Annotated in this window: 2 protein-coding genes; one reads left to right on the top strand and one right to left on the bottom strand. The window is 57.5% G+C overall.

Annotated elements, in window-relative coordinates:
• The coding region (locus tag AC1DXV_RS35100; protein ID WP_477938113.1) for a hypothetical protein at nucleotides 1-317 on the top strand (317 nt) is incomplete at its 5' end.
• Between the two features lie 35 nt (nucleotides 318-352).
• Here the strand turns inward: AC1DXV_RS35100 and AC1DXV_RS35095 are convergent.
• Nucleotides 353-761, bottom strand: a 409-nt coding sequence (locus AC1DXV_RS35095) for a phosphodiester glycosidase family protein (protein WP_477938112.1), incomplete at its 5' end; no start/stop codon positions are given.

The following is a 761-nucleotide window of genomic DNA, read 5'->3' as shown; positions in this document are numbered from 1 at the left end:
CCACCTCGGCCGTCAACAACAGCCAGCTGATCTCGCTGAACCTCGACATCCTGGTGATGCTCGGCTTKGTGGGCGACGTGCGGGCCAACTACACGCAGGGGGGCGCCGTGTGGACGAGCGACGGCTCCATCCCCTCGGGCCCCACGGTGCCGGCACTGCGCGGTTCGCTGCTGCTGGCCAACACCACGATGGAGACCTATCACCAGGTGGTGAATCCGAACCAGTCGGCCTCGATGGGCTGCTTCGGCTGCCACTTCTCGACGACCAGCACCGGCACCAGCCACCTGTTTCCGATCAACCCGCTGCCGACCAAGTGACAGGAGTGAGCGAGGTAATCGACGGCATCAAACCATCACTGGCATCTTGTCGGATCCACCTTGCAAGGATTGCTGGGAATTGACTTTTGTCCGCCAATCACCGGCGTCGCGGGAGGTGTGGCCCCGTTTATGAATGCCATTCCCAATCCGTAGGCCACATACCTGGATTCGTCATAGAGAATCTTGTCGACACCATTCAATGGGTTGACTCGACTTCCATCAATGGTCATACCTGCCGCTGAATTTCCATCCATTCGGAGCGCATGGGTGGCACCAAATGCTCGAAAAATCTCGCACAACTCTGCGGCAGATGCGCTGCCGCCTGAGGTGGAAGACATGAAAATCACCTTGTTGTCGGGAGTCAAGCCAAAAGCCGACCATCTGTTGATATCGGAATCAGTGGTGCAAACGCCATTTTTGATGATGGAAGTCGATGAACTGACC

Source organism: Rhizobacter sp. P3_C12 (assembly GCF_056402735.1).
Note: the sequence above shows the minus strand (reverse complement) of the source record. Positions and strands in the feature narration are given on the sequence as shown.